Origin of the sequence: Faecalibacterium butyricigenerans, assembly GCF_020687345.1 — a bacterium.
Classification (GTDB): domain Bacteria; phylum Bacillota; class Clostridia; order Oscillospirales; family Ruminococcaceae; genus Faecalibacterium; species Faecalibacterium butyricigenerans.
This window is the reverse complement of sequence record NZ_JAJEQL010000022.1, coordinates 16,377-39,087: the sequence shown is the minus strand read 5'-3', so window position 1 is coordinate 39,087 and position 22,711 is coordinate 16,377. Positions and strand designations below refer to the sequence as shown.

The 22,711-nt window shown below is 59.8% G+C and carries 22 protein-coding genes; 11 read left to right on the top strand and 11 right to left on the bottom strand.

Features of this window, described 5'->3' with window-relative positions:
* Nucleotides 1-162: 162 nt before the first annotated feature.
* From mnmE to rpmH, 8 genes are all read right to left on the bottom strand, one after another.
* Complete coding sequence (mnmE, locus tag LKD23_RS09050; protein ID WP_227621363.1) at nucleotides 163-1,530, bottom strand: tRNA uridine-5-carboxymethylaminomethyl(34) synthesis GTPase MnmE; 1,368 nt, start codon at nucleotides 1,528-1,530, stop codon at nucleotides 163-165.
* 128 nt (nucleotides 1,531-1,658) lie between these two features.
* Entirely contained in the window at nucleotides 1,659-3,470 is a 1,812-nt protein-coding gene (locus LKD23_RS09045) for a 5'-nucleotidase C-terminal domain-containing protein (protein WP_227621362.1), read from the bottom strand.
* Nucleotides 3,471-3,768: 298 nt separating this feature from the next.
* The gene (gene jag / locus LKD23_RS09040; protein ID WP_227621361.1) at nucleotides 3,769-4,905 is read right to left on the bottom strand and encodes an RNA-binding cell elongation regulator Jag/EloR; all 1,137 of its coding nucleotides are present in this window, start codon (nucleotides 4,903-4,905) and stop codon (nucleotides 3,769-3,771) included.
* Nucleotides 4,906-4,910: 5 nt separating this feature from the next.
* The gene (locus LKD23_RS09035) at nucleotides 4,911-5,984 is read right to left on the bottom strand and encodes a YidC/Oxa1 family membrane protein insertase (protein ID WP_227621360.1); all 1,074 of its coding nucleotides are present in this window, start codon (nucleotides 5,982-5,984) and stop codon (nucleotides 4,911-4,913) included.
* Between the two features lie 171 nt (nucleotides 5,985-6,155).
* Nucleotides 6,156-6,446, bottom strand: coding sequence for a membrane protein insertion efficiency factor YidD (gene yidD, locus LKD23_RS09030; protein WP_330221121.1), 291 nt, complete (start codon nucleotides 6,444-6,446; stop codon nucleotides 6,156-6,158).
* Nucleotides 6,443-6,838 carry a ribonuclease P protein component gene (gene rnpA / locus LKD23_RS09025; protein ID WP_227621359.1) on the bottom strand — a complete coding sequence of 132 codons (396 nt, stop codon included), beginning with the start codon at nucleotides 6,836-6,838 and terminating at the stop codon, nucleotides 6,443-6,445. The genes yidD and rnpA overlap by 4 nt, the downstream gene beginning before the upstream one ends.
* Nucleotides 6,839-6,932: 94 nt before the next feature.
* Nucleotides 6,933-7,073, bottom strand: a complete 141-nt coding sequence (locus tag LKD23_RS09020) for a hypothetical protein (RefSeq protein ID WP_227621358.1) — start codon at nucleotides 7,071-7,073, stop codon at nucleotides 6,933-6,935.
* 39 nt (nucleotides 7,074-7,112) lie between these two features.
* Nucleotides 7,113-7,247 (bottom strand): 50S ribosomal protein L34, encoded by a 135-nt coding sequence (gene rpmH / locus LKD23_RS09015; protein WP_005924258.1) that lies wholly within the window; start codon nucleotides 7,245-7,247, stop codon nucleotides 7,113-7,115.
* A 376-nt stretch (nucleotides 7,248-7,623) separates the two neighbouring features.
* On the opposite strand from rpmH, the gene dnaA reads away from it, so the two are divergent.
* The 11 genes from dnaA (at nucleotide 7,624) to LKD23_RS08960 (ending at nucleotide 20,254) form a co-directional block, all read left to right on the top strand.
* Nucleotides 7,624-8,946 (top strand): chromosomal replication initiator protein DnaA, encoded by a 1,323-nt coding sequence (gene dnaA / locus LKD23_RS09010; RefSeq protein ID WP_015565051.1) that lies wholly within the window; start codon nucleotides 7,624-7,626, stop codon nucleotides 8,944-8,946.
* Nucleotides 8,947-9,332: 386 nt separating this feature from the next.
* Nucleotides 9,333-10,439, top strand: a complete 1,107-nt coding sequence (dnaN, locus tag LKD23_RS09005) for a DNA polymerase III subunit beta (RefSeq protein WP_227621357.1) — start codon at nucleotides 9,333-9,335, stop codon at nucleotides 10,437-10,439.
* Nucleotides 10,440-10,452: 13 nt separating this feature from the next.
* A complete protein-coding gene (locus LKD23_RS09000; protein ID WP_015565050.1) occupies nucleotides 10,453-10,668 on the top strand; it encodes an RNA-binding S4 domain-containing protein in 216 nt (71 codons plus the stop codon).
* The gene (recF, locus tag LKD23_RS08995) at nucleotides 10,668-11,789 is read left to right on the top strand and encodes a DNA replication/repair protein RecF (RefSeq protein ID WP_227621356.1); all 1,122 of its coding nucleotides are present in this window, start codon (nucleotides 10,668-10,670) and stop codon (nucleotides 11,787-11,789) included. Before LKD23_RS09000 ends, recF begins: the two co-directional genes overlap by 1 nt.
* A 5-nt stretch (nucleotides 11,790-11,794) precedes the next feature.
* Nucleotides 11,795-12,049, top strand: a complete 255-nt coding sequence (gene remB, locus LKD23_RS08990) for an extracellular matrix regulator RemB (RefSeq protein ID WP_227621364.1) — start codon at nucleotides 11,795-11,797, stop codon at nucleotides 12,047-12,049.
* 96 nt (nucleotides 12,050-12,145) lie between these two features.
* Entirely contained in the window at nucleotides 12,146-14,140 is a 1,995-nt protein-coding gene (gyrB, locus tag LKD23_RS08985) for a DNA topoisomerase (ATP-hydrolyzing) subunit B (protein ID WP_227621355.1), read from the top strand.
* Nucleotides 14,141-14,152: 12 nt separating this feature from the next.
* Nucleotides 14,153-16,732: a DNA gyrase subunit A gene (gyrA, locus tag LKD23_RS08980; protein ID WP_227621354.1), complete on the top strand. Its 2,580-nt coding sequence runs from the start codon at nucleotides 14,153-14,155 to the stop codon at nucleotides 16,730-16,732.
* 293 nt (nucleotides 16,733-17,025) lie between these two features.
* Nucleotides 17,026-17,982: a polysaccharide deacetylase family protein gene (locus LKD23_RS08975; RefSeq protein WP_227621353.1), complete on the top strand. Its 957-nt coding sequence runs from the start codon at nucleotides 17,026-17,028 to the stop codon at nucleotides 17,980-17,982.
* 16 nt (nucleotides 17,983-17,998) lie between these two features.
* A complete protein-coding gene (locus LKD23_RS08970; RefSeq protein ID WP_227621352.1) occupies nucleotides 17,999-18,610 on the top strand; it encodes a bactofilin family protein in 612 nt (203 codons plus the stop codon).
* Between the two features lie 300 nt (nucleotides 18,611-18,910).
* The gene (locus LKD23_RS08965) at nucleotides 18,911-19,495 is read left to right on the top strand and encodes a manganese efflux pump MntP (RefSeq protein WP_227621351.1); all 585 of its coding nucleotides are present in this window, start codon (nucleotides 18,911-18,913) and stop codon (nucleotides 19,493-19,495) included.
* Nucleotides 19,496-19,669: 174 nt separating this feature from the next.
* On the top strand, nucleotides 19,670-20,254 hold the full coding sequence (locus LKD23_RS08960; RefSeq protein WP_227621350.1) for a hypothetical protein: 585 nt from the start codon (nucleotides 19,670-19,672) through the stop codon (nucleotides 20,252-20,254).
* Between the two features lie 147 nt (nucleotides 20,255-20,401).
* Here the strand turns inward: LKD23_RS08960 and LKD23_RS08955 are convergent, their stop codons facing one another.
* Genes LKD23_RS08955 through LKD23_RS08945 form a run of 3 tightly spaced genes read right to left on the bottom strand, consistent with a single transcriptional unit; the run spans nucleotide 20,402 to nucleotide 22,345 of the window.
* A complete protein-coding gene (locus LKD23_RS08955; protein ID WP_227621349.1) occupies nucleotides 20,402-21,088 on the bottom strand; it encodes a GntR family transcriptional regulator in 687 nt (228 codons plus the stop codon).
* A complete protein-coding gene (locus LKD23_RS08950; RefSeq protein ID WP_227621348.1) occupies nucleotides 21,072-21,797 on the bottom strand; it encodes an RluA family pseudouridine synthase in 726 nt (241 codons plus the stop codon). Before LKD23_RS08950 ends, LKD23_RS08955 begins: the two co-directional genes overlap by 17 nt.
* Nucleotides 21,794-22,345, bottom strand: coding sequence for an NUDIX domain-containing protein (locus tag LKD23_RS08945; protein ID WP_227621347.1), 552 nt, complete (start codon nucleotides 22,343-22,345; stop codon nucleotides 21,794-21,796). The genes LKD23_RS08950 and LKD23_RS08945 overlap by 4 nt, the downstream gene beginning before the upstream one ends.
* Between the last annotated feature and the right edge of the window lie 366 nt (nucleotides 22,346-22,711).

Genomic DNA, 22,711 nt, shown 5'->3' with positions numbered 1-22,711 from the left:
AGTCCAGAGGTAGGGAGGGGGGAGTCGAAACACCCCTCCCTGCCTCTGGCCCGCGCGGAGCGCAAGCCACTTGACCGTAAGAAAAAACATCCCCCGCGCTACCAGCGCGCGATCCCACCCAAAGAGAACTCAACCGCACGCTCTCCCCTCTGACCATCCCTTTTACTTCCCCACACAGAACTTTTCAAACACCTCATTGATGACCGCCTCCGAGGCGTTCTCCCCGGTCAGCTCACAGAGGGCGTCCAGCGCATCGTCCACACAGACCGACACAGCATCCAGCCCCAGCCCCTGTGCGGCGTCCAGCGCACCGGACACTGCATCCCGGGCGCGGGTGGCAGCGGAGAGCTGCCGCTGCCCCGAGAGGCTGGCGGCGTGGGGATCGATCTGGCTCGTGCCCAGCAGACGGGCCACAGCCGCTGCGATGACCTTCCGCGCCCCCTCCTCCTGACAGCAGACCGGCAGCACCATCGCAAAATAGGGTGCGATCCACTCGGCATCGAACTGGGAGGGCTTGTCCTCCTTGTTGACCAGCGCGATGGCCGGACGGCCCGCGCAGCGTTTTGCCAGCTCCAGATCCTCTCGGGTCGGGCGCTCTGAGCCGTCAAAGACGGCGAGGATCAAGCCCGCTTCCTCCAGCTTCTTCCAGCTGCGGCGGATGCCCTCGGCCTCGATGGCGTCCTCCGTCTGGCGCAGACCGGCGGTGTCGAAGAGGTTCAGCCGGACATCGCCCAGCTGGACGGCCTGTTCCACCACATCCCGGGTCGTGCCCGCTACCGGCGTGACGATGGCCCGGTCGAACCCGGCCAGCAGATTCAGAAGGGTGGATTTGCCCGCGTTCGGCCGGCCCACGATGGCGCAGTCCACGCCCTCGCGGAGGACAGCGCTCGCATCATAGCTCTGGATGAGGGCATCCAGTTCCTGCTCTACCCCGCCCAAAACGGCGCAGAGATGGCTCTGGCTCAGCTCGGGGACATCCTCCTCCGGGAAGTCCACCCAAGCCGCCAGATGGGCCTGCAAGGTCGTCAGCGCGTCCTTTTGTGCCGTGATCTTCCGGGACAGCGCACCGTTCAGGGAGGCATTCGCCAGTGCTGCCCCCTGTCGGCCATCGGCAGAGATGAGGTCCATGACCGCCTCTGCCTGCGTCAGGCTGAGCTTGCCGTTCAGGAAGGCGCGGCGGGTGTACTCGCCGGGGGCGGCAGGCGACGCGCCCGCCGCGATGCAGGCTTCCACCAGCCGCCGGGCCACCGCGCTTCCGCCGTGGCAGGAAAGCTCCACCACATCCTCGCCGGTGTAGCTGTGGGGTGCGCGGAAAAACAGCGCCACCCCCTCATCAAAAGCGTCCTCCCCTTCCACGAATGCGCCGAACATGGCCGTATAGCCCTTGGCCTCCGCCACCTTCTTCGACGGGTTGGCCGGGCGGAACACCCTCTCCGCCACCTCATAGCTTTCCGGGCCGGACAGCCGCACGACGGCGATGCCGCCTGCGCCCGGGGCCGTTGCGATGGCCGCAATGGTCGAATGCTGCATCTTCTCCCCTCCTTGTTCGCAGATGAATACAGTATATTCTACCACGAACCGCCAAAAAAAGAAATATGCTGCGCAAAAAGGGCGTGCAGCCCCGAAAGACTGCACGCCCCGCTGCGTGTAAGAAAAAATCAGAATGCGGCAATATCCGCCGTGGTGATCGCCTTGCTGGGCAGGGTGCGGCTGTCGGCGTTCTCCGACAGAGCCAGCTTGCCCTCGCGCAGCAGCTTGACAGCCTTCTGGTGGTCGGCAGCGTTCCAGTTGTTGCCCACGATCTTCCAGTTGTTGTTCACATGCGGCTCGATGGTGCCGCCCTTGACGGTGCGGATGTACTCGCCCAGCAGCTCGCGGACGCCGCCCACATCGCCGCGCACGTCGATCTCCAGCAGCTTGGGCAGCTCGTCGCCGGGTGCGAAGATGTCAGCATAGGTCAGCAGCTGGGTGGTGGCACGGTAGTTGTTGACGGCCACCACGAAGACGTCGCTGTCCTCCACCGGACGGCCATCCATCCAAGTCAGGTTATGGATGCGGTTGCCCGGCTGCTGAGAAACGTCGAGGTCGTACTTGACACCCTCAAAGGCATCGTACAGGTAGTAGCGGATGGAGGAGTCGAAAGCGATGGTCACGTCGCCCGGCTCCCAGGTCTTGAAGAAGGCAGCCGACCACTCCATGAACTTGCGCAGCTGCAGGCCGTTCATCTGCAGCTTGTACAGGGTGTTCTGGTAGGTGTAGATGCTTGCCATGTCGCACTTGCGGATGGTGCCCTCCCGCATCTGGGAGGTCATGGAGGTCAGGGACGTTGCTGCCACCTGAGCACCGGTGTAGTACATCTGTACCTCGTTGACGAAGTCCAGCAGAGCGGTATCCTGCACCATGGCCTGCGGCAGGCAGTCGATCTCGTTCTCGGGGGCCAGATCGCCGCCGACCAGCTGGCCGATGGGGGTGACAGCGTCGTCCTTGGCGCGCTGATCGTACTCAGCCAGCAGAGCGGTCAGCTCGGGGTCGGGAGCGTAGTCCTTGATGGTCAGGTTCTCGGAGGTGCGTTCCTTCACCTTCCACTTGCCGGTCCAGTCGCGCTGGAGGTAGATGTGGATGTCAGAGACGGTGGCACCGGCGTTCTTGTTCTCCACCACCAGCACGCCATTGATCATCATGTTGGGGATGCTCCTATGGCCGTGGGCGGCGACGATGACGTCGAACTCCGGGCAGGCATTGGCCAGATCGGTGACGCCGGAGCCGTAGACGCCGTACTCGTTGTCGGTGTCCATGTGCATGACGCCGAGGATAACGTCCACCTCATCCTTGATCTTGTCGATGATCTTGCGGCTCTCGTCCACGGGGTTGGTGACGGTCCAGCCCTCGAGGTTCTTGGCATCCCAGCGGGTGATGTTGGGCGTGACCATGCCGATGACGCCGATCTTGACGCCGCCCTTGTTGATGATGGTGTAGCCATCCGCCAGAGGCTTGCCCTCGGGGCTGTAGACGTTGCCGGTCAGGACTTTTGCCTTCTGCTGGGAGAGCACCTTTTCCAGCGTGGCCATGCCATAGTTGTACTCGTGGTTGCCGGTGACGTAGATGTCATAGCCGATGGCGTTCTGGGCGGCGATCATGGGGTGGACATCGTCGTTCAGGAACAGCTCGGCAGAGTTTGCCTGAATGGTGTCGCCTGCATCCACGACCAGCGTGGTCTTGGTGCGGTTCTCCTTGATGGCGGTGGCCTGCTGGGCTACGCTGCCGGAGGCGTCTGCCTTGTTGGCAGCGTAATCCCACGGGTCAAACTTGCCGTGGGTGTCGCTGGTGGCGAGGATCTGCAGGTCCATGCTCCACAGGTCCTTGATGCCGGCTGCCGAAGCGGCAGGGGCCAGACCGCCCATTGCGGCGGCAGTGGCCGATGCACCGGCCACGCGCAGGAAATTGCGGCGGGAGATCTTATTCTGTTCCATAGTAATTCCTCTCTTTTCGGCTTGGTATAGATTCCGAAGCACTTGTAGCTTTAGTATAAAACTTGCCTGCCCTGTTTTACAATGTACAAGTAGGAGAAAAATTTCTCTCAGAATTGGACATATTCTCCAATTTTCCGATAAGAACGACTTTTCTTCCGAAACGATTCTCTCACAAATGCTTTTTATCGTAAACCATCTTCACGAAAAGAACAGGTAAATTTATAGTATTTCCTTTTATGCAAAAAGACCCTCCCCCCACAGCGTCCGTGCTGCGGGAGAGGGTCTTATCGATTTGCGTTTACAGCTCGATCTTGCCGAAGCTCAGATCGGCGAAATCATCCACACGCTCGGTGCGCTTGGGTGCCACGGGGGCAGCGCTCTCGGCGTCACGCGGGGTATAGGTGCGCTCGGGCACATTGGAGCGGTAGCTGCTGCGAGGACCGCCGCTGCGGGGGCCGCGGCCATTCCGGCCGCCGTTGCCGCCGCGATGGTAGCTGCCGCCACGGCCATTGCTGTTGCGGTCACGACCGCCCCGGGGGCCGCGGGGACGTGCATTTGCGCTCTCGGCCACAGCGTTGGGGTCGGTGGAGTAGATGACCACACGGCGGTCACGGCCCTCACCCTTGCTCTCGCTGCGGACGCCCTCCATCTTGCCGATGGCAGAGTGGATGATGCGGCGCTCGTAGGGGTTCATCGGTTCCATCGCAAAGCTGCGGCCGGTGCGGCGCACCTTGGTGCCGATGCGCTGTGCCAGTGCGGTCAGGTCGCTCTCGCGCTTGTCGCGGTAGCCGGCCACATCGAGGCCCAGCTTGATGTAATCGCCCTCGAGGCGGTTGGCCACGAGGCTTGCCAGATAGGACAGGCTCTCCATCGTCTCGCCGCGGCGGCCGATGAGGGCGCCCATCTTCTCGCCGTTCAGACGGATGATGGTGGCCTCTCCCTTCTGCACGGCGCTGAAGCTGACATCCTGCACGCCCATCTTCTCGATGACGTCCTTCAGGTAGTCCACCGCGGCCTGGACCTTGGCATTCTCCTCGATGCAGATGGGCACCTCCACCTCTTCGCCCTCGGCGGCGGGAGCGGCCTGCTCTTCGGCAGGGGCAGCTTCCTCTACCGGTGCGGCAGGGGCCTCAGCAGCGGGGGCTTCGGGGACAGCCTCCTCCACGACAGGCTCAGCCGGTGCAGCCTTTTCCTCCACGACGGGGGCAGGCGCAGCGGCCGGAGCAGCCGGCGCAGCCACCGGCTCGTCCGGCAGTTCAACGCTGACGCGGACTTTGGCGGGGGTGAGCTTCAGGCCCAGAAAACCAGTCTTCTGGGGCATTTCCAGCACTTCGTAGCTGACGTTGATGTCGTCCTTCTCCACGCCCAGCAGAGCGCAGGCGTTGATGCGTGCTTCATCGACCGTCTTGCCGGTCGCTTCCTGAGTACGGATCATAACCGTCAATCCTCCTTTTTGTGTTCCAGCTCACTCAGCGGGACGGTGCGCTCGTCCTTGTAGCGCTCCGCATCCTGCTGGCGGGCGTACTCGAGGCGGCGCTTGTTCATCTCGCTGGCGGAGATATTCTTTTCCACGACCTCACCGGTCTTCTCGTCCTTGACCTTGATGGTGGTGCTCTTCACGCCGCGCTTTTCTTCCTTCCTGCGGGACGCGATCTCGGCCTTGACCTGCTCCTTCATCTTCTCAGGGTCATAGATCTTGCGCATGATCTGGGTCTGGACGGTCATGACGATGTTGGAAATGACGTAGTACAGAGAGAATGCGCAGGGCACGGTGAAGCAGAAGAAGACGTACATCAGAGGCATCATATACATGGTCAGCTTCATGCTGCCCTGCATCTCCTGACCGGAGGCCTTCATGCTGATGTGGGTGGAGATGAACATGGTAACGACTGCGAGGATGGGGAAGATCAGCAGGGGCAGGTTGTCCGCTGCCAGACTATACTGGGGCACACGGGTCAGGTCGATGCCGAAGAAATCCATGTGGCTGCCGAACTCGGTGATGGTGCTCAGCTGGTCGGCGGTGAACACAGAGGTGACACTGCTCTCCCCTGCCAGCACCTGCTCGATGATGTTGGTATCCCGCGTCACCTGCGTGAAGCTGATGCCCAGAGCTTCCATGGCACTGCCTGCGGCATTGATGGCGTCCGCACCGATGTGGAAGATGCGCTGCAGCGGACGGTACACGACCTCGATGACGCCGAACATGACAAGGAAGTTGACCAGCATCGGCATACAGCCGGCCGTGGGCTTATAGCCATATTCCTGCTGGAGCTTCATCAGCTCTTCCTGCTGCTTGTCGGGCTTATCCTTGTACTTTTTCTGGATGTCCGCGATCATCGGCTGGAATGCCGACATCTTGGCCATGCTCTTCTGCTGGTTGAGCTGCAGCGGGATGCTGAGCAGGCGGATGACGATGGTGAAGATGATGATGTCCCAGCCATAGTTCGGGATGAGGTTGTAGATCCACTCCATCACATAGCCGAGAGGTACACCGAGGATGTACAAAATATTCATGTCTCTGTCCATTCTGCCCCGCCTGTGGTGCGGGACGGTTATTTTTATCGTAGGACGCACCGCCCACAGCTCAGCACGTCACAAGAAGCATTATAATAGCTTTTCCTCTTAGCCTCCCCTCATTAGGGGAGGTGGCACGCCGCAGGCGTGACGGAGAGGTTCGTTTTCCACTTATTTTTCGTGTCTTGTGGAAAACAGGGCCGACGCCGACAAGTGCCGGGCCGGATTTTTCCAGCGGCCCTTCTCCGGCACGGGATCGTAGCCCCAGCGGCCCAGCGGATTGCACCGGGCGATCCGCCATCCGGTCAGCAGCAGCCCCTTGAGGCAGCCGTGGGTGCGGATGGCCTCGATGCCGTACTGGCTGCACGAGGGGGAAAAGCGGCAGTTCCGACCCAGACCCGGGCTGATAAACCGCTGGTAGAGCCGGATCAGCCCGCACAGGGCCTTCTGAAAGATGCTCACGCCTCGGGTCTGCGGGCCGGAGGCAGGGTGGCAGGAGGCTTTGCGCCCGGCTGCTTCGCCTTATCCGGCAGTCCGGCCTGTGCGAAAAGCTTGGCCACGATGGCACTGAGCTGCCAGCTCTTGAGCCGGGGGGTCATGCCCCGGGCCACGAAAACGAGGTCGTAGCCGCCGATGTTGTAGTCGAGATGCTCGTCGATGGCGGCTTTCATGACGCGGCGGGCGCGGTTGCGCTGGACGGCATGGCCGATCTTCTTGGTGGCCGTCAGGCCCACCCGGGTGCGCTTGCTCCGCGTCTTGAGGACATAGAGCACCAGCGCCTGATTGACATAGGACTTGCCGCGGGCATACACGCGGCCAAACTCGCCGTTGCGGCGGATGGGACGATAGCGCATCCTGTGCGCCTCCCTTCAGGTGATGTGGGAGCACCACCCGGAAAAAGGCAATGCTCAGTGTTCAGTATAGCAAAAAAACGCCGACATGAAAAGCTCATCCGGGCGTTTTCTCTGCCAAATCTTTGACCGTTTTTTTAGGCAATGCGACTATCTGCCGCTTTTTTCCGGCCTTTTTTCCGAAAGCCGGGTAAAAAAATAAGACCGCCAATCCAATATCAGCGGCCTTTTTGCGCATATTCCATTCTGCGCCGGACCTGATGCATAAGGCTCAGGATCAGACGGTCAGGCTCTTGCGGCCCTTAGCACGGCGTGCGTTGATGACCTTGCGGCCATTCTTGGTGCTCATGCGGGTCAGGAAGCCATGAACTTCCTTGCGCTGACGCTTCTTGGGCTGAAAAGTTCTCTTCATGGTTCGTATCCTCCGTAAAAACTCGTCCCCATATGGGGTCTATTCTGGTCCCAAAATGGGGACAGGCTTGCAATTCAACAGTATATCGCACACTATGGCATTCTGTCAAGCATTTTTTTCGCTTTCCTGCAAACTTTTTTGAAAAATCTTTGTGGAGAAACTTTCAACTTTTTCACCCGTTCCCCGTGGAAAACTTTTCAGCCACAATATCTTGTGTCTTTTTTGCGCCTTGGACACAAGTCTATTTCCAAGACGCAGGTATGTCTTTTTTATGTATTATAAATTACCTTATATAATATAGACGCAGGGAGATTTTTGTGGTATACTAACCTAGTATCAGCAGCATTGTTGAAAACTTCAATGGAGTGGATGTACTATGGATTCTTTCAAGGACGTTTTAGAGGCTGCCCAGAGCTACTGCAAAGCGCAGATGGCGGAGCCGACATATAATCTCTATATCGACGGACTGGAGCCGATCAGCTTTGAGGACTCCAGCCATATCACCCTCTCGGTGCGCAACGACTTCATCTGCAAGATCGTGACGGACCGCTATCTCGGCCTGCTCAAGGAGGCTTTCAAGACGGTGCTGGGCTTTGACGTGGACATCACCCTCGTGGTGCCCAGCACGCCGCCCCACGAGGTGGTGCTGGCCCAGCAGTACGAGGCAAACCCCGCCTCGCCGCAGGGCAACTACGAGTTCACCTTCGAGAACTTCATCAAAGGCCCCTCCAACCAGTTTGCGTTTGCTGCGGCGCAGGCTGTTGCCGCCAACCCCTCCGGCGCCTACAACCCGCTGTTCATCTACGGCGGCTCGGGCCTCGGCAAGACCCATCTGCTGACGGCCATCCAGACCGAGATCAAGCGCACCCACCCCGACTTCGTCATCATGTACGTCACCTGTGAGCAGTTCACCAACGAGCTGATCGCCGCCATCCGCGCCGGCAGCACCGAAGACTTCCGGATGAAGTACCGCGTGGCCGACCTGCTGCTGGTGGACGACATCCAGTTCATCGCGGGCAAGGAGTCCACGCAGGAAGAGTTCTTCCACACCTTCAACTCCCTCCACGACGCCCACAAGCAGATCGTCATCGCCTCCGACCGCCCGGCCAAGGAGATCAAGAGTCTGGAAGAGCGTCTGCGCACCCGTTTCGAGTGGGGCCTGACCGCCGACGTCCAGCCGCCAGATTTTGAGACCCGCGTGGCCATCGTCAAGCGGAAGGCAGAGCTTCTCCATCTCGACCTGCCGGAGGATGTGGCCGAGTTCATCGCCAACCACCTCAAAAACAACATCCGCCAGCTGGAAGGTGCCGTCAAGAAGCTGAACGCCTACTATATGCTCGAGGGCATCCAGCCGGTCATCAGCGTGGCACAGAACGCCATCAAGGACATCCTCAACGAGACCCAGCCCGTGCCGGTCACCATCGAGAAGATCGTGGGCGAGGTGTCCCGCACCTTCAACGTCTCCCCTGCCGACATCCGGGGCACCAAGCGGAACGCCAATGTCGCATCCGCCCGCCGTGTGGCCATCTATATCCTGCGCGAAGTCACCGGCATGAGCATGGAGGAGATCGGCCGGGAGTTCTCGGGCCGTGACCACTCCACCATCGTCTACTCCCTCAAGACCATGGAGCGGGACATGAAGAACGACCAGCACCTGCGGGAAACGGTCAGTGACATCATCAAGAACGTGAAAGCCTGACGGGTAAAAGTCATACTCATTCCGGCGCAAACCCCAAAATATGGGGAGAAAAAGGGACAAAACGGGGAAAACAGACCCAGATATTGTGGTGAAAGGCCGAAACTTTCCACTCTTTCCACTGAGTTTTCAACATTCAACTCCGATTCTCCACAGTCGATGTGGAAAGCGGCAGATGTTTCTCCGATTCAACATTCCATCCACAGTCCCTCAACAGACCCGTGGAAAACCAAAACCCCGCATCCCAGCAAGGGTCTGCGGAGTTTTCCACATCTTCCCCAGCCCCTACTACGGTTACTACAACAAGTTCAATATAGAAAAACAGGTTTTTGCATCGGATCCCATGGGAAACGACAGCAAAACTGACGCAAAAAAGGAGAGATAAAGCTTTGAACATCATCTGCGATAAAACTCTTCTGAGTGCAGCCATCGACGGCGTATCCAAAGCAGTCACCCTGCGCTCTACCATCCCAGTGTTGGAGGGCATTTTACTGAAAGCGGAAGGTTTCCAGCTGACCCTTACCGGCTACGACCTCGAAATGGGCATCGTGACCACCATCGAAGCCAATGTCAAGGAACCCGGCGAAATCGTTCTGAATGCAAAACTCCTCAGCAGCATGATCAGCCGGATGCCGTCGGGCCAGATCACCATCCAGTCGGCCGATAATGGCAAGACCACCATCCAAAGCGGCGTGGCACAGTTCGAGATCCAGTCCATGTCCGCCTCCGATTTCCCCGAGCTGCCCAACACCGGTGCCGAAGAGACCCTGACCATCAAGACCGGTGTGCTGCGGGACATGATCGACCGCACCCTGTACGCCGTCAGTCAGGACGAGAAAAAACCGGCGCATACCGGTGAACTTTTTGAGATCGAACCGGATAAAATGACCATCGTTGCACTGGACGGCTACCGTCTGGCCATCGTGGAGCGGCCCCTCACTGCCGTCAAGGACATCCGCATCATCGTCCCCAGCAAGACCATGACCGAAGTGTCCCACCTGCTGCCCAACGACGACGAAGAGCTGGTGCACATCTGCGCCAACCGCCGCTATGTCGTCTTCATGACTGCCGGCTACACCATCATGAGCCGCCTGATCGAGGGAGAATTCCTCAACTACCGCAACGTCATCCCCGCAGGCAGCCGCACCCGGGTGACCATCGACACCAAGGAGTTCATCGAGACCATCGAGCGCGCCTCCCTGATTATTACAGAGCGTTTAAAAAATCCCCTCCGCATCACTTTTACAGAGGGTAAAGTCGTCGTCCGCTGCCAGACGAATCTGGGCCGCGTCGTCGATGAGTTCAACGCCGAGTGCGAGGGCGACGAGGTGGAGATCGGCTTCAACAACCGCTATCTGCTGGATGCTCTGCGCAATGCCCGCACCGAGAAGGTGCGGATGGAGATCAGCGGCCCGCTCAGCCCGGTGAAAGTCCTGCCTGTGGAGGGCAGCGACTTCCTCTACCTCGTGCTGCCCGTCCGCTTTAAAAACGACTGAGAGGCGTAATAAAATGCAAAAGATCCTCATCCATACCGAATTTATCAAGCTGGATGCCCTGCTGAAATATGCAGGCCTGTGCGAGACCGGCGGCGAAGCCAAGGAGCTGGTGCAGGGCGGGGCCGTGAAGGTCAACGGCGAGGTCTGCACCATGCGCGGCAAGAAGTGCCGTCCGGGCGACACCGTCGAGCTGGACGGCCAGACCATCGAGATCGGGATGGGCGGCTGATGCGGCTGCTCTCTCTCGAGGTCGAAAATTACCGGAACATCGCCTCGGCCAGCCTGACACCGGGCCGGGAGCTGACAGTCATCTGCGGCAACAACGGTCAGGGCAAAACGAACCTCTTGGAAGCGATCTGGCTGCTCACCGGAGGCAAGAGCTTCCGGGGCGGCAAGGACGCCGAACTGGTGCGCCGGGGCGAACCCTTCGCTCTGCTCAAAGCGTCCACTCTCCGCGCACAGCAGGAGGAGCAGGAAACAGAAGAGCCGAACCGCGTCCGCCTGACCGTGGGCACACCGGACTCCCCCCGCCCGGGCCGGACGGCCTCGGTGAACGGGGGCGCCGTCAAGCGGGCCGCCAGCCTTGCAGGCAGTTTTCCGGCGGTGGTGTTCGACCCCGGACACCTGAGCCTTGTGAAGGGCGCACCCGAGGGGCGGCGGAAATTTCTGGATGCAGCCCTCTGCCAGCTCTACCCCGGCTATCTGACCATCTACCGCCGCTATATCCGGGCTTTGCAGCAAAAAAATGCGTTGCTTCGCCGTTCTGTAAACGGTGCTGCGCGTCCCTATGCCGAAAAAAGAGCCTTGTTGGAGGTGCTGAACGTGGAGCTGGCTCAGCAGGGCGAGGCCATCCAGCAGCGCCGCAGGGCGTATCTTGAGACGCTCGCGCCGCTGGCCTGCTCGAACTATGAAGAGCTGTCTCACGGGGCCGAGACGCTGCGCCTGCGGTATGCGGCCCAGTTTGAGCCGGGAGGGCTGGCCCAGCTCCTGCGGCAGAAAATGCCCGAGGAGCTGCGGGCCGGGCAGAGCCTCTGCGGCCCCCACCGGGAAGATCTGGAGCTCCTGCTGGACGGCCAGCCTGCAAAAGTGTATGCAAGCCAAGGACAGCAGCGGAGCGTCGTGCTGAGCCTGAAGATGGCGGAAGCCGCAGCGGCTGCCTCCATCACGGGCGAACACCCGGTGCTTCTGCTGGACGATGTGCTCAGCGAGCTGGACGACGGCCGCAAGCAGTATCTGCTGACCCGGATGCGGGAGAAGCAGACCTTCGTGACCAGCTGCGACGACACCGCCTTCCTCCGAACAGACGGCGAGGTCTACCGGATGAACGGCGGCGTACTGACGAAAGTGTGAGCAGAATGTATGTGCATCTGGGCCGCGATTACGTCCTGAACGACCGGGACATCATCGGCATCTTCAACTTGGAGACGACCACCATCTCTCCCCGGGGGCGGGAGTTTCTGAACTACGCCCAGAAAAACGGGGCTGTGGTCAGTCTGTCCGATGAGCTGCCCCAGAGCTATGTGCTGGCAGACGCCCCGGTGGATACGGTGTATCTTTCCGAGCTGTCTCCCGCTGCCCTCAAACGGCGCACGGAGATGAAGCTGGAATAAGCAAGTGGAGGCCGATGCGGCATATCAAAAAGACATCCAAGCAAATTTGCTTTTTACAAATCGTAACGAAATAACGAAACAAAAGGGAGAAAGGAAATGGCAGAGGAAATCATTACCAGCACCAACGCAGATACTGCGACGGACCATGAATACAACGCCAGCGAGATCCAGGTCCTGAAAGGTCTGGAGGCTGTGCGCAAGCGCCCCGGTATGTATATCGGCTCTACCGGCGAGCGGGGTCTGCACCATCTGGTGTACGAGATCGTGGACAACGCCATCGATGAGGCTCTGGCCGGTTACTGTGACCATATCGAGGTCAAGATCTTAAAGGGCGACATCATTCAGGTCACGGACAATGGCCGCGGCATCCCCGTGGATATTCAGGCAGACACCGGCCTGCCTGCCGTCACCGTCGTCTACACCATCCTCCACGCCGGCGGCAAGTTCGGCGGCGAGAACTCCGGCTACAAGGTGGCCGGCGGCCTGCACGGCGTCGGTGCGTCTGTCGTCAACGCCTGCTCGGAGTGGCTGACCGTCAACGTCCGCCGCGACGGCCACGAGTACGAGCAGACCTTCCGCCGCGGCGACCCGGATGGGCCGCTGAAGTGCATCGGCACGGTGGACCCCAGCGTCACCGGCACCCGCGTCACCTTCAAGCCCGACCCTGAGATGTTCAAGGACACCACCGTCTACAACTTTGAGACGCTGGAAAAGCGGCTGCGGGAGGAGAGCTTCCTGAACGCCGGTGTGAAGATCACCCTGACCGATGAGCGGGAGCTTTACACCCCCGTCCTTGAGGACGGCAAGGAGGGCGAGCCGACCTACCGCACCGAGGTCATGTGCTACGAGGGCGGCATCAAGAGCTTCGTCACCTATCTGGGCGAGAAGCGGGACCTCGAGGTGCTCCACCCCAATGTCATCTACCTCAAGGGCCAGACCGACCGGGGCATGGCCGAGATCGCTCTGCAGTATAATTCCAGCTACAACGAGCTGCTGCTGAGCTTTGCCAACAATGTCAACACTCCCGACGGCGGCACCCACGAAGAGGGCTTCCGCAGCAGCCTCACCCGCGTCTTCAACGACTATGGCCGCAGCCATGGCCTGCTGAAGGAGAAGGACGAGAACCTGTCCGGCGCAGACGTCCGGGAGGGCCTCATCTGTGTCATCTCCGTCAAGCTGCAGGAGGCTGAGTTCGAGGGCCAGACCAAGGCAAAGCTGGGCAACACCGAGATCCGCACCCTCGTGTCCAACATGGTCTACTCCAAGCTGATGGAGTTCTTCGAGGAGAACCCGGGCGTCGCCAAGGCCATCTTCGAGAAGGCCACGCAGGCCGCCCGTGCCCGCGCCGCTGCCAAGAAAGCCCGTGAGCTGGTGCGCCGCAAGAGCGCGCTGGAGACCAGCCGGATGCCCGGCAAGCTGGCCGACTGCCGTGAGAAAGACCCCAGCCGCACTGAGATCTTCATCGTTGAGGGCGATTCTGCAGGCGGCTCGGCCAAGATGGGCCGTGACTCGGCCATTCAGGCCATCCTCCCCCTGTGGGGCAAGATGCTCAACGTCGAAAAGGCCCGCGCCGACCGCATCTACGGCAACGACAAGCTGATGCCGGTCGTTCTGGCGCTGGGCTGCGGCATCGGCGACGAGTTCGATATTTCCAAACTGCGGTATGACAAGGTCTTCATCATGGCCGATGCCGATGTCGATGGCTCTCACATCTGCACCCTGATGCTCACCTTCTTCTTCCGCTATATGCGCCCCCTCATCGAGCAGGGCCATGTCTATGTGGCACAGCCCCCGCTGTTCAAGGTGCAGAAGGGAAATACCATCAAATACGCCTACAACGACGCCGAAATGGCCCTTCTGTCGCAGGAGATGCCCGGCGCGAAGATCAACCGCTATAAGGGCCTTGGTGAGATGAACCCGGAGCAGCTCTGGGAGACCACCATGAACCCGGATAACCGCGTCATCGTCCGCATCACCATCGAGGATGCCGAGAAGGCAGACGAGGCCTTCACCATCCTGATGGGCGATCAGGTGGAGCCGCGCCGCCGCTTTATCGAGACCAACGCGCAGTACGCAAAGCTCGACGTGTAATGGGAGGAAACAATGGAAGAAGATTACGTGATGATACCGGGCAGCGGTACCAAGATGATCATCCGGGACGTCAAGAAAGAGATCGAGACGGCGTTTCTGGATTACTCCATGTCAGTCATCGTGGCCCGCGCCCTGCCGGATGTGCGTGACGGTCTGAAGCCCGTCCACCGCCGCATCCTCTACACCATGCACGAGCGCGGCAACGACCCCAGCCATCCCTACCGCAAGTCGGCGGACACCGTCGGTGCGGTGCTGGGTTCTTACCATCCCCACGGCGACGCCTCCGTCTACGACGCGATGGTCCGTCTGGCACAGGATTTCTCCCTGCGCTACCCGCTGGTGGACGGCCAGGGCAACTTCGGCTCTGTGGACGGCGACCCCCCGGCTGCTTACCGTTACACCGAAGCCCGCATGAGCCGGATGGCTGTCGAGATGCTGACCGACATCGACAAGGACACCATCAACTGGGACCCCAACTTCGACGAGACGAAGAAGGAGCCGAGCGTCCTGCCCTGCCGCTTCCCGAACCTGCTGGTCAACGGCAGTCAGGGCATCGCCGTCGGCATGGCCACCAATATCCCGCCCCACAACCTCAGCGAGGTCATCGACGGCTGCGTGGCCTATATCGACGACCCCGACATCGACCTGCCCGGCCTGATGGAGCACATCAAAGGCCCGGACTTCCCCACTGCCGGCATCATCATGGGGCGCAGCGGCATCCGCGCCGCCTACGCCACCGGCCGCGGCAAAATCACCCTGCGGGGCCGCGCTACCATCGAAGAGACCAAGAATGGCCGCACCCAGATCATCATCACGGAGATCCCGTATATGGTCAACAAGGCCCGGCTCATCGAGAATATGGCCGATCTGGTCAAGGACAAGCGCATCGAGGGCATCACCGGACTGAACGATGAGACCAACCGCAAGGGAATGCGCATCGTGGTGGACATCCGCAAGGACGCCAACGCGCAGGTCATCCTGAACCAGCTGTATCAGTACACCCAGCTGCAGGACACCGTGGGCGTCATCATGCTGGCCATCGACCACAAGGTGCCCAAGGTCATGACCCTGAAACAGATGATCCAGAAGTACGTCGAGTTTCAGGATGAAGTCGTCCGCCGCCGCACCCAGTACGACCTGAAGAAGGCCAAGGAGCGCGCCCACATCCTCGAGGGCTTGAAAAAGGCCACCGACATCGTGGACGAGCTGATCGCCACCATCCGCGCCTGCAAGGGCGGTATGTCGGAGGCCAAGACCGCCATCATGGAGCAGTTCGGCTTCGACGACCCGCAGGCCGACGCCATCGTGAAATTGCAGCTGGGCCGTCTGGCCGGCCTCGAGATTTTGAAGATCGAGGAAGAGCTGTCCGGCCTGCAGGCCAAGATCGAGGACTGGGAAGACATCCTCGCCCACGATGCCCGAGTGCTCGAGATCGTCAAGAACGAGCTGCTGGACATGAAGAAGCGCTTCGGCGACGAGCGTCGCACCGAGATCCAGTCCGTCACCGGCGAGGTGGACATCGAGGACCTCATCGCCGAGGAGCAGTGTGTCTACACCCTCACCGAGGCCGGTTATATCAAGCGTCAGCTCAAGGCCACCTATCAGGCCCAGAAGCGCGGCGGCCGCGGCATCTCCGGCATGACCCGGAAGGAAGAGGACATCGTGCAGGAGATGTTCGTCGGCTCCACCCACGACTACGTCCTGTTCGTCACCGACAGAGGCCGCCTTTTCCGGGTCAAGGGCTACACCATCTCCGAGGGCAGCCGCACCAGCAAGGGCAGCAACATCGTCAACCTGCTGCAGCTGGCCGAAGGCGAGAAGGTCACGAATATGCTCTGCTACCCCAAGGATGAGGACAACAAGGGCGGCTTTGTCACCATGGTGACAAAGCAGGGCCTCATCAAGCGCACCCCGCTGGAGCAGTACGCCAACATCCGCAAGACGGGCCTCATCGGCATCGCCCTCAACGAGGGTGACGCGCTGGCATGGACCCGCCTGACCACCGGCAATGATATGCTCATCGTGGCTACCCGCAACGGTCAGGCCATCCGCTTCAACGAGGCCGACGCCCGCCCGATGGGCCGCAGCGGCCACGGTGTCCGGGCCATCAAGCTGGCCGAGGGCGACGAGGTCGTCGGCGTCTGCATCTGCCGCGAGGGCGGCACAGTGCTCACCGTCACCGAGAACGGCAAGGGCCGCCGCTCCGACATCGACACCTACCGCATCACCGCACGCGGCGGCAAGGGCATCCGGAACTACGACGCCTCCAAGGACAAGGTGGCAGCGGTCAAGATCGTGGATGACATCGACGATGTGCTGCTGAGCAGTCAGGAGGGCATTATCATCCGCCTGCACGCCAACGAGATCCCCGTCCAGAGCCGCTATGGCTCCGGCGTCCGGGTCATGCGTCTGGGCGAGAACGACAAGGTCATGGTCCTTGCCCGCACAGACCACGACGATGAGGCACAGACTGAGAGCATCGAGTCTGATGCCGAGGACGAACCCACCGCCGAGCAGCTGGCGGAGATGGAAGCAGCCGATGAGGCATCGGCCGCCGAAGCTCCCGAGGCCGACGTCGGCGACGAGGAATAAATCCCGGGACAAAAACATAAGAAGACCCTGTGAGGAAGTTTCTCTTTTGCAAGAGGATACCCCACAGGGTCTTTTTGCTTTTTTGCACGAAAAAACGGGACAAACTTTGACGAAAATGACAGGCGAAATTTTAAAGTTCCATTCGATGACATGATTTGATATGAAACGACCTGAATGCGTCATGAAACGACCTTGATGTTGGCGGGAATTGGGGTATCATTAAAGAGAACAATTATCATCATAGGGCAGGACCACGAAAAAATATTTTTTTCGTGGCGTGAGAGTGGAGTAAAATGCAGAGCAATGAGCCGTATATCGGAAGCGTCCGGTTTTTCAAAAACATCATTTTTTTGTGCTGCATCCTCGGCGTGCTCATCCCGACCGGGCTGGCGCTCCGCTGGCGGAGCCGGGCAAAGACGGCAGAGAGCCTGCTGGCCCAGAACGCCGTCGTGCTGACGGGCGAAGAGGATGAAGCCGCCAGCGAGGCCGAGGCGGCTTCGGCGGAGACAGAGCCGGAGGCCGACAGCTCCGATGAGCAGGAGCCGCTCAGCTACCAGCTGCTCTACCCGGATTTCTATGCGCCCACCCCCCTGCCGGACATCGAGGACGCCGGCAAGATCATCTACCTTACCTTCGATGACGGTCCCTCTGACCGCACCGACGAGGTGCTGAAGATCTTGGACGAGAAGGGGGTCAAGGCCACCTTCTTCGTCATTGGCCGGGAGGATGAGACCTCCATCCAGCGCATCAAAAAGGCCGCTGCGGCAGGCCACACCATCGGGATGCACAGCTACAGCCACGACTACGAAAAGATCTATACCTCGGTGGAGGATTTCCTCGATGACTTCTATAAGCTGTTCGTCATCCTCCGGGATGAGGCAGGCGTGATCCCCACGGTGTTCCGTTTCCCGGGCGGCAGCCTCAACAACTACAATCAGGGCGTCTACAAGGAGATCATCGCGGAGATGCTTCGCCGCGGCTTCCGCTACTACGACTGGAACCTTTCGGCAGAGGATGCGGCCAAAAAGTCGCCCTCGGCCAGCACCATCGTGGAGGGCATCACCTCCTATTCGGCCCAGAAGAAGCATGGAGTCGTGCTGATGCATGACTCCGCCCACTGCAAGACGACAGTTGAAGCATTGCCTGCACTCATTGATACGCTGCGGGAGCAGGGCTTTGATTTTGCCCCGCTGGACCGCACGGTGCGTCAGGTCAGCTTCCACTATAGATCGGCGTCAAATCAATCATGAGAGGAACGTGTTGAAGATGAGCAAGAAAGACAATTTTTCGCAGGCAGCCTATGAGATGTTCGGCATCGGCAGGGGCGGCAGCAAGCGGGAGGCCGACAAGACGGCGGAGAAGCCTGCGGAGTCCGCAGCTATGAATGTGGAAGAGGACGAGATGAGTCTGACCGTCGCGCCGACCGTCGCAGAGGTGAAGCCTCTGGAAAAGGTCCCTGAGAAGCCCAAGACCACCCTTCTGGCGGAGGGCAGCGTCTTTGAAGGCACTCTGCATACCAAGGGCGATGTGGAGATCGCAGGCGTCTTCAAGGGCGACATCTTCTCCGAGGGCAACGTCAAGCTCTTTGCCAACATCGAGGGCAACGTGCAGGGCGGCAATGTGGAGCTTGTGACCAGCAGCGTGCAGGGCGATGTCAGCGCCAAGGAGCTGCTCAAGATCGGCCCCCAGTCGGTCATCGGCGGCAACATCAAGACCAAGGATATGATCTGCTCTGGCCGCATCGTGGGCAATGTGGAGTCCAGCGGCCGTGTGACCCTGACCACCGGCAGCGCCCTCACGGGCGACCTGACCGCCGCCACCATCGCCGTCATGGAGGGCGCTCTGATGGAGGGCCGCTTCAAGATCGTAAAAAAATAAGCTGCGGTTATACTGGACAAATCGGCCCCTGATGTGATAAGCTATCGGAACAATAGAAAAGATCCTCATGGGGGAGTAGCAGGCACCGTTTTGCAGGCGGTGCAGCAAGTCAACACAATGACGGCCCGGGCGGCTGTCTGGCTTGCTTTCATTTGCGAGACTCATGTGTTTTGGTGCGAGTACCACGCCCATTCCACATGGAGTCAGTTTGTCAGAAAATGAGACCCGGAATTGGCGAAGCGCGCCGATTCCGGGTCTTTTCTCTGCCCACCAATTCCGGTCAGATCAGGAGGCATAATCATGGAATGGAGTCTTTTGTTTTTCTTCAACAGCGCCCTGCTGGGCGTGGGTCTTGCAATGGACGCGTTCTCCGTCTCGATGGCGAACGGTCTGCATGACCCCAAGATGTCCCGCCGCCGAGGCGTCCAAGTCGCAGGCACCTTCGCCGTCTTTCAGGCCGCCATGCCCATGCTGGGCTGGGTCTGCGTCCACACCATCGTGGAGCTGTTCTCCTCCTTCGAGACGCTCATCCCGTGGATCGCCCTCATCCTGCTGGGCTACATCGGCGGCAAGATGCTCCTCGAGGGCATCAAGGGCGAGGAGACCGAGGAGGCTGCCGAGCTGAGCGCAGGCGCACTCTTCATGCAGGGGGTGGCCACCAGCATCGATGCCCTGTCGGTGGGCTTCACCATCTCGGAGTACGGCTGGTTCATGGCGCTGGTCTGCTCCCTCATCATTGCGGTCGTCACCTTCTTTATCTGTGCAGCCGGTCTTTCCATCGGCAAGAAGTTCGGCACCAAGCTCTCCGGCAAGGCCTCCGTCCTCGGCGGCGTCATCCTCATCGGCATCGGTCTGGAAATTTTCATCTCCGGCATTCTGGGCTGAGAAGCACTCAGGCGCTGACGCGCCAGCTCTCCTATTGGGAGAGCTTTTTTATTTGAAATTTTACAGAAAGACTACTTGACAATTTCGCTAAAAAAAAAAGTATAATGAAGAAAAAGGTTGTGCATGATTGCAGTGCCACCTAAGGTGTTTCTGTATGAAATGGAGGAACTGGCTATGAAATTTGTGAAAAAACTTTTGGCTGTCGTATTGGCTGGTACAATGGTGCTCACCCTGCTCACCAGCTGTGGAATATCCAAAACGAAAATTGAAGATTACATCAAGTCGATGCCTTCGGTTACTTTAGAGTCCATGCTTGTAAGTGGGTCTGATTCTCATGTCACACTGAAGCCGGTCGAAAACAATGATGCTGCGCTTTTGGCCAGCAAAGCGAAAGACTGGCTGGCAGCATCTGAAAACGCCGATAAAACCGCTAAGGAGTATATGGATGAGCTGGACTATGATGCATATGTTTCGTTTAGAGAACCTTTTGTTGATGATGATAAGGCTGAGTATGTCGGCATCAGCTTCATAAAGCTTCCTTCTGAAAAATTTGATTCGCAAAATGCATGGATCGCCTACAATCTTATGTCAAAAGAACGCGTTATGATTATTTCCAATTGGGATGCAGTTGATGGTTCTGAAGGCACGGTCAGCGTAACTACAGAAAAAATTGGGGATAACACTTATGCTTTTGCTGTGATCCGTACTCCTGGTCGTGACCCCGACGCGGGTGAAGACGGCGGATCCATTCATCTGTGATCTTACACCGAACATCTGCCCGGCAGGATTTTCTGCACGGGTTTGATCCAACAATAAAAACGAGACAGGCTTTTCCAAACGGAACTGCCTGTCTCGTTTTTTTGCGGCAGATGATTCGGAAATGAGCCGCTGTTCCACATGGAACATTTATTTTTCGGTCTCCGGTTCAAAATAATCTGCGTATTCCTCGGTGAGCTTACTGCCCAGACGGCGGATGCCGCCGTAGAGATGGCGCTCTACCAGCGGTTCGAAGGCCGCAAGGTCGCACCGCTCAATGGCGTCGATGAGGTTGTGGTGGTCGGCCACCACCTCGGCCAGACCGCCGGTGGTCAGGGTATCCAGCATCCGGAAGCGGCTGTAGTCGGCGTGGGCGTTCTGCAAGGTGCGCCAGAGGTACATCTTCCCCATGGCGGAGAACCACGTCTCGTGGAGGCGGGTGTCGGCCTCGTAGAGGCGGTTGAAGTCCAGCGTCTCGGCCTTGGCCAGCTCGTCGTAGGCGGCGGCGCGCTGACGGATGAGGGCGCGGTGCTCGGGGGTGCAGTGGGGCGCAAAGTCCCGCAGCACCCGGGCCTCCACCGCGATGCGCTCGTAGATCAGCTCATCCACGATGTCCCGGTTCAGCCGGGTGACAGTGGTGCCCTTGTAGGGCACGATCTTCACAAGGCCGTTTTCCTGCAGGCGCTGCAGCACCACCCGGATGAGGGAGCGGGGCGCGCCGAAGCGGGTGCAGAGCGGGTTTTCGCTCAGAGAGCAGCCGGGCCGCAGGGTCAGATCGATGATCTCCCGCTCGAGGACGGCGTATATTTCCGAATCCGTTTTAAACTGCTGTTCCATTATCGTTTTCCTGTCTGATGCCCCAAGCGGGCCATGTCCCGGGCACGGGGAGGCGGAAGTCCATCGCCTTGCCGGTGCCGGGGTGGATGAAGCGGAGGCGGGCGCTCTGGAGCGCGATGTCTCCCTTGACGCGGCTCCCGTATTTGCCGTCGCCCCAGAGCGGGTGGCGGCGGGAGGCGAACTGCACCCGGATCTGATGGGTGCGGCCGGTGTGGAGGGTGATGTCCGCGAGGCTGGCGCTGCCGTCCGGGGCAGACGCCGCAAGGCGGTATTCCAGCACAGCCTCCTTCACGCCCTTGCGGGGGCGGCTGACCGGGAAGACCCGGCCCTTCCGGCTGTCCTTGAATAAGTAGTCGCGCAGGACGCCTCCGGCGGGGAGCGTTTCGTCCGGCCCGCCCGCGATGAGGGCGCGGTACTCCTTCCGGAAGGGCGGTGCGTCCGGCGCATCGGCGGCGGGCTCGGCCCGGCCATCCTGCACGGCATAATACTGCTGGCTCTGGGCCACCTGCCGGCTGAGGGCGGCAGCGGCCTGCGGGGTCTTGGCATAGACCATCAGCCCGGACACACCGGTGTCCAGCCGGTGGATGACGCCCACATAGGCGTCGGGCCTGCCCCAGTGCTTCCGCAGGGCAGCGGGGACGCCCTCCTCGCTGGAAAGACCGGCGGGCTTGTCCAGCACCACGAGGGCTGCATCTTCGTAGAGGATCACAGCTTGCCCTCGTCCACCAGCGCCTTGAGCTTGAGCACGCCCGCGATGGTCTTGCCGTCCTTGATCTCGTTGCGCATGACCATCTCGTAGGCCTTTGCCAGCGGGATGCGGTCAGGCGTCAGGAACTCGTCGTCGTCCAGATGCATCTGGGTCTTGTGCAGCCCGGTGGCCGCCCACATATAAATGACCTCGGTGTCATAGCCCACGGTGGGGTAGAACTCGCCCAGCGGGGTGTAGTGGTCGGCGGTCAGGCCGCACTCTTCGCCCAGCTCCCGCTTGGCGGCCTCGAAGGGGTCTTCGCCTTTTTCCAGCTTGCCGGCGGGCAGCTCCCACAGCTCCTGCTGCATGGCATAGCGGAACTGGCGCACCATGCAGAGGGTGCCGTCCTCAAAATAGGGCACGATGCAGGCCCCGCCGTGGTGGTGGACGACCTCACGCTGGGCGGTCTCGCCGTTTTCCAGCAGGGCGGTGTCCTTGGTCAGCGTGACCACCCGGCCCTCAAAGAGCACCTCGCTCGTGAGCGTCTTTTCGAAATGTGCAGCATCCATCGTTTTTTGTGCCTGTCCTTCCCTGCGCTCCAAGGCGCATTTTCCTATGGATAAAGTTTACGGCAGAAGCTGTACAAATGTCAATTATAAATTTAGGATTTTGTAAGAAAAACCTCATCATCACTGGATTTTAGGCAATAAAAGCCTCTTGGATGCAGGCAGGGACACATCTGTAAAAAAGAGCTAAAAATTTTCGGGAATTTTTGTTGTGTTTTGCCAGTGGGTTTGCGTTGCCTTTGCCAGCGGAATTTGCTATTATATTAGATGAGCAATAGTGCCTTCATGGGGTTCTCCGGCCCCGGGCAGGGCTATTGCCCTCGATGGGTCTGTGCTTTTGCGGAGTTCTCCGGCTCCGGCAGCGCGCAG